General features: G+C 71.9%; 7 protein-coding genes. 2 read left to right on the top strand and 5 right to left on the bottom strand.

Annotated features, from left to right (window positions below):
- Positions 1-957, top strand: a 957-nt coding sequence (locus CH341_RS27810; protein WP_210208643.1) for a glycosyltransferase family A protein, incomplete at its 5' end; no start/stop codon positions are given.
- Positions 958-1,022: 65 nt separating this feature from the next.
- Here CH341_RS27810 and CH341_RS27805 read toward each other — a convergent pair.
- Positions 1,023-1,763: a DUF72 domain-containing protein gene (locus tag CH341_RS27805; protein ID WP_342635042.1), complete on the bottom strand. Its 741-nt coding sequence runs from the start codon at positions 1,761-1,763 to the stop codon at positions 1,023-1,025.
- Positions 1,764-2,030: 267 nt separating this feature from the next.
- Here CH341_RS27805 and proB point away from each other — a divergent pair, with 267 nt between their 5' ends.
- Positions 2,031-3,161 (top strand): glutamate 5-kinase, encoded by a 1,131-nt coding sequence (gene proB / locus CH341_RS27800; protein ID WP_111422234.1) that lies wholly within the window; start codon positions 2,031-2,033, stop codon positions 3,159-3,161.
- An 84-nt stretch (positions 3,162-3,245) separates the two neighbouring features.
- On the opposite strand, the gene CH341_RS27795 is transcribed toward proB, so the two are convergent.
- From CH341_RS27795 to CH341_RS27780, 4 genes are all read right to left on the bottom strand, one after another.
- Positions 3,246-3,839 (bottom strand): DsbE family thiol:disulfide interchange protein, encoded by a 594-nt coding sequence (locus CH341_RS27795; protein ID WP_111422232.1) that lies wholly within the window; start codon positions 3,837-3,839, stop codon positions 3,246-3,248.
- On the bottom strand, positions 3,836-4,051 hold the full coding sequence (ccmD, locus tag CH341_RS27790; RefSeq protein ID WP_111422230.1) for a heme exporter protein CcmD: 216 nt from the start codon (positions 4,049-4,051) through the stop codon (positions 3,836-3,838). Before ccmD ends, CH341_RS27795 begins: the two co-directional genes overlap by 4 nt.
- 5 nt (positions 4,052-4,056) lie before the next feature.
- On the bottom strand, positions 4,057-4,791 hold the full coding sequence (locus CH341_RS27785) for a heme ABC transporter permease (protein WP_111422228.1): 735 nt from the start codon (positions 4,789-4,791) through the stop codon (positions 4,057-4,059).
- Between the two features lie 241 nt (positions 4,792-5,032).
- The coding region (locus CH341_RS27780) for a heme exporter protein CcmB (protein WP_210208644.1) at positions 5,033-5,182 on the bottom strand (150 nt) is incomplete at its 5' end.

Here is a 5,182-nt window from a genome sequence, read left to right as displayed (position 1 = left end):
GGCGCGGCCGTGCGGGCCGCGTGGGCGCCGCCGCCCGCCATGGCGGACCAGGTCGTGACCTGCATCCTGCGCAGCGGCGGCCGCGATCTCGCGCTGCTCGACCGCGCCCTCGTCTCGCTGGAGCAGCAGAGCCACGCCGCCGTCCGGGCGCTGGTGGTGGCCTGGCGCGACGCCGAGTCGATCCGCAGCTTCGTGGCGCGTCGCGCCGCGTCGCGGCTGCTCATCCGGGTGATCGACTCGCCCGACACGGGCTGCCGCAGCACCGCGTTGTGGAACGGGCTCGCCGCCGTCGACACGCCGTTCTTCGCCGTGCTGGACGACGACGACACGCTGATGCCCAATCATCTGGCCGCCGGCCTCGCGACCCTGTCGGCCTATCCCAATGTCGATCTCGCCTATTCCGGGACCGTCGAGGTCGACGAGTCGCGGTCCGCCCGCTCCCTCCTGTGGTTCGCCCATTTCGAGCCGATCCGGTTCCGCGTCGCCAACACGATCGCGTCGCATGCCTGGGTGGCGCGCGCCCGGCTGTTGCCGAGCATCGGCGACGATCCGGAGTTCGTCGTCGGCGAAGACTATTATCTGCTGCTCCGCTTCGCCTGCGTGGGTCACTTCGCGCCGACCTGGCGGCTCACCGCCGAGTACCGCAGGCGCGACGACGATCCGACCCACAGCGCGCTGGCCGCGCTGCCGGCCAGCCTGGAGCGCATCCGCCGCCGCTTCCACTTCGCTCCGGTGCGGCCCGAGGGGCTGTATCGCGAGGCGGTGGGCGAGGACGCGGCCCGCATCCTGAAGCGGCTGATCCGGCGCCGCCAGTTCCGCAAGGGCCTGACCCTCTATCTGCGCGATATCGCGCGGCTGCCGGCGCGGCTCGCCGCGCTGCCGGGCTTCCTGAGCGAGCGCGGCGTCAGGGGCCTGCTGCGGCGGATCGCCGATCGCGGCGTCGGCCGCGGTCGCTGACCGAAGCGTGCTGGCGCCACCGACATGGCGTCCCCGACAGGGCGTCGGCCGGCGGCTCGGCGACGTCAGCTCTCCTCCAGAATCTCCAGCAGGCGCCGCGCGTCGTGCGGTGCCGCGCTCTTCTGGTCGTTGTCGAAATAGACGTAGACGTCGCGCATCTGCTGCCGCCAGGTGCGGATGTGGTCGGCCCATTCGCGCAGCGTCGCCTCCGGATAGCGATCGCGATAGTCGCCCTCCGGCCCGTGCCCTCGCACATAGACATGGCGCGCCGTCAGCTCCCACGGGGCGCGGGCGTCCCGATGGTCGGACAGGCACAGCGCCACGCCGTACTTGCGCAGCAGCTCGAAGACCTCGTCCTCGAACCAGGACGAGTCGCGTACCTCCAGAACATAGGGGCGGCCGGGCGGCAGCAGATCGAGGAAGATCTGCAGGCGCTCGCGGTCGATGATGAAGCGCGCCGGCAGCTGGAACAGCACCGGCCCGGCCTTGGGGCCGAGCATCTCGAGCCGTGTCTCCATCAGCTTGAGGCTGTCGGCCGTGCGGGGCGACAGCCGCTTCCAATGGGTGATGAAGCGCGACGCCTTCCAGGAGAAGACGAAGCCTTCGGGAGTCTGGTCGCGCCACGCCGACACGGCGCCCAATGGGGGCGTGCGGTAGAAGGAGCCGTTGATCTCGGTGGAGTTGAAGCGGCCGCCGTACCAGGCGAGCCATTTCCGCTTGGGCAGATCGTTCGGAAAGAACACGCCGCGCCAACCGTCGTAGCTCCAGCCCGAGGTTCCGACATGGACCATGGAGGTCACGGGCACGGGGCGATTCTCCTTTTGGTTCGACGGCCCGCAGAGGCATCCGGGGGCCACCCTCATGGTGTAAACCCCGGTGCCGCAACTCGGTTTCCGACTTCTTGAAGCCTGCATCGCGGCACCGGCGGCGATCCGGCCGGCACCGCCGCGATCGGCAGGCCGGATCTGCCGATCGGCTCGATTGCCAAACCCCGTCCGGGTATGGGATGGCAGGACGCCATGCCCTCGTCCGCCACCCGAAACCGTCGAAGCCCCGTTGCGTCTGGCCACCCCATGTCCGGCACCCTGCCCGCCCTGACCGATTTCGGCCGCATCGTCGTGAAGGTCGGCTCGTCTCTCCTGGTCGACCAGGAGGCCGGATGCGTGAAGGAGGCGTGGCTCGCCTCGCTGGTCGACGACATCGCCGGCCTGCACCGCGACGGTCGCGACGTGCTGGTGGTGTCGTCCGGCGCCATCGCGCTCGGCCGCTCGCTGCTCAAGCTGCCGCGCGGGCCGTTGGCGCTGGAGGACAGCCAGGCCGCCGCGGCGATCGGCCAGATCGCGCTCGCCCGCATCTGGGCCGAGGCGCTCGGCCGCCACGGCATCACGGCGGGGCAGATTCTGGTCACGCTCGGCGACACCGAGGAGCGCCGCCGCTATCTCAATGCCCGCTCGACCATCGCGCGCCTGCTCGACTGGCGGGCCGTGCCGGTGATCAACGAGAACGACACGGTCGCCACCAACGAGATCCGCTACGGCGACAACGACCGGCTCGGCGCCCGCGTCGCCACCATGGCCAGCGCCGATCTGCTGGTGCTGCTGTCCGACATCGACGGGCTCTACACGGCGCCGCCCGGCCAGGACCCGAACGCCACGCTGATCCCGGTGGTCGAGCGGATCACGCCGGAGATCGAGGGCATGGCCGGCGAGTCCGCCTCCGAGCTGTCCAAGGGCGGCATGCGCACCAAGATCGAGGCCGGCAAGATCGCCACCACGGGCGGCACCCACATGGTGATCGCCTCGGGCCGTGTCGAGCATCCGCTGCGCGCCATCGCCGAGCGCGGCCGCGCCACCTGGTTCCTGGCCGCCGGCAATCCGGTGACGTCCCGCAAGAAGTGGATCGCCGGCTCGCTGGAGCCGAAGGGCACGCTGATCATCGACGCCGGCGCCGTGGCGGCGCTGCGCCGGGGCAAGAGCCTGCTGCCGGCCGGCATCGTCCGGGTCGAGGGCGAGTTTTCACGCGGTGACGCGGTCGTGGTGCGCGGGCCGGACGGCTTCGAGATCGGCCGCGGGCTCTCGGCCTACGATGCCGCCGACGTCGAGCGCCTGCGCGGCCATTCCTCCGCCGATATCCCGAAGATCCTCGGCAGCCACGGCCGTACCGCCGTCATCCACCGCGACGATCTGGTGGTCGGGCAGGGGTAGGCATCGCCGGATGCAAGACGTCCGCCGCTGCCGCGGCGCGCTCCGCCCGGGACACGATGGATCAGGTCGAGGCCGCAGTCCGCCTCACGACCCCTTCGCCAGCACCTTCTCGATGGCGGGCCGCAGCACGGTGTCGAGGTTCTGGGCCGTGATCGGGCCGACCAGCTTGTAGGCGACGGTGCCGTCGGGGGCGAGGACGAAGGTCTCGGGGACGCCGTAGACGCCCCATTCGATGCCGGCGCGGCCGCGGCTGTCGGCGCCGGTCGCCGCATAGGGATTGCCGTAGCGCTCCAGGAACCGGATCGCGTTGGTCGGGTCGTCCTTGTAGTTGAGGCCGACGATGCGGATGCGCTTGTCCTCGGCGAGCCGCATCAGGAGCGGCGCCTCGTCCCGGCACGGCACGCACCACGACGCCCACACGTTGAACACCGTGACGCCGCCCTTCAGGTCGGCGGCGGCGAGGCCGGGCACCGGCTTGCCGTCCCGCGTCAGGCCGGCGATGCCGGGCAGCTCGGTGGCGGGCGCCGGCCGGCCGATCAGGGCCGAGGGCAGGGCGGACGGATCGCCGGCGCCGAGCCGGTAGAGGAACAGCGCGGCGATCCCGAGGAACACCAGCAGCGGCAGCAGCACCAGCCAGCGCCGGCCGCTGCCGCGCGTCTCCGAGGAGACCGCCGTCATGCCGCCGTCTCCTTGACGGGCGCGGGCGGGTCGGCGGGCCGGGCCGGCGCCGGCTCGGCCGAGCGGCGGCGCACCCCGCGCGCCTCCAGGTCGGCCAGCAGGCGGGACTGGCGGCGGTGGTCGATCCACACCCAGGCGATCAGGGCCACGACGATCACCAGCGTGACCGCGTAGGACGCGACGATGAAGACGGCGTGCGGCCCGAGATCCATGGCGCTCAGGCCCCCCGGGCGGCCTGCGCCTGCAGCAGGCGCAGCGTCCGCACCCGCCGGCGCAGCACCTCGTTGCGCATCGCCGCGAGATGGAGCGCGACGAACAGCAGCGTGAAGGCCAGCGTCATGGCGAGCAGCGGGATCAGGATGGACGGGTGGATGGTGGGCCCGTCGAGCCGCACCACCGAGGCCGGCTGGTGCAGCGTGTTCCACCAGTCGACCGAGAACTTGATGATCGGCAGGTTGAGGGCGCCCACCAGGGTGAGGATCGCGGCGGCCCGGCCGGCCCGGGCCGGGTCCTCGACGGTCCGCCACAGGGCGAGCAGGCCGAGATACATCACGAACATCACCAGCACCGAGGTGAGGCGCGCGTCCCACACCCAGTAGGTGCCCCACATCGGCCGGCCCCACAGGGCGCCCGTGACCAGGCAGACGAACGTGAAGGCGGCGCCGAGCGGGGCTGCGGTCTTGGCGGCGACGTCGGCCAGCGGATGGCGGAACACCAGCGTGCCGAGCGCCGAGACCGTCATCATGCCCCAGCAGAACATGCCGAGCCACGCCGCCGGCACGTGGATGAACATGATCTTGACGGTGGCGCCCTGCTGGTAGTCGGCCGGCGCCTCGGCCGCGCCGTTGAGCGCGAACGCGAAGGCGAACACGGCCAGCGCCGTCAGCCAGGGCAGGGCCCGGTCGACGAGACGCAGGAAGCGGGTCGGGTTGGCGAGGTCGATCCAGGCCATGGCTGTCCCTTGGTCCGCTGTCTCTTAGTCCGCACGCATTGGCCGCGCAATGCGGCACTTCTACGGAGCGGCGAGGAGGCCCCGTCATTCCGGGGCGCCGCACCCGGATCGGCGCTTCGCGCCGTCCGGGCACAGGCTCCGCGGCGAACCCGGGACCAGCGGCAAGCTCCGAGATCCGGGCTGGATTCCGGGTTCGCGAACCCGCGGTCCGCGCCCCGGAACGACTGCGCCGAGGAGGCCCTCACTCCATGCCCTGGCGCAGCGTCGCGCCGGCCGCGAAGGGGCCCACGACGAGGCTCACCAGGGTGAGGGCGCACAGGATCGTGAACGGGGTGCCGAACGGCACCGGGCCGACCACGGCGGCGTTGGAGGCGGCGCCCCCGAAGATCAG

This window comes from Rhodoplanes roseus (genome assembly GCF_003258865.1).
GTDB lineage: Bacteria > Pseudomonadota > Alphaproteobacteria > Rhizobiales > Xanthobacteraceae > Rhodoplanes > Rhodoplanes roseus.
The sequence above is the reverse complement of the archived record's forward strand: the minus strand, read 5'-3'. Positions and strand labels throughout refer to the sequence as shown.

Bases quoted from the DNA above. Each gene is read 5' to 3' on its own strand.
- CH341_RS27785 (WP_111422228.1), bottom strand. From the start codon at position 4,791: ATGGCCTGGATCGACCTCGCCAACCCGACCCGCTTCCTGCGTCTCGTC.
- ccmD (WP_111422230.1), bottom strand. From the start codon at position 4,051: ATGGATCTCGGGCCGCACGCCGTCTTCATCGTCGCGTCCTACGCGGTC.
- proB (WP_111422234.1), top strand. From the start codon at position 2,031: ATGTCCGGCACCCTGCCCGCCCTGACCGATTTCGGCCGCATCGTCGTG.
- CH341_RS27795 (WP_111422232.1), bottom strand. From the start codon at position 3,839: ATGACGGCGGTCTCCTCGGAGACGCGCGGCAGCGGCCGGCGCTGGCTG.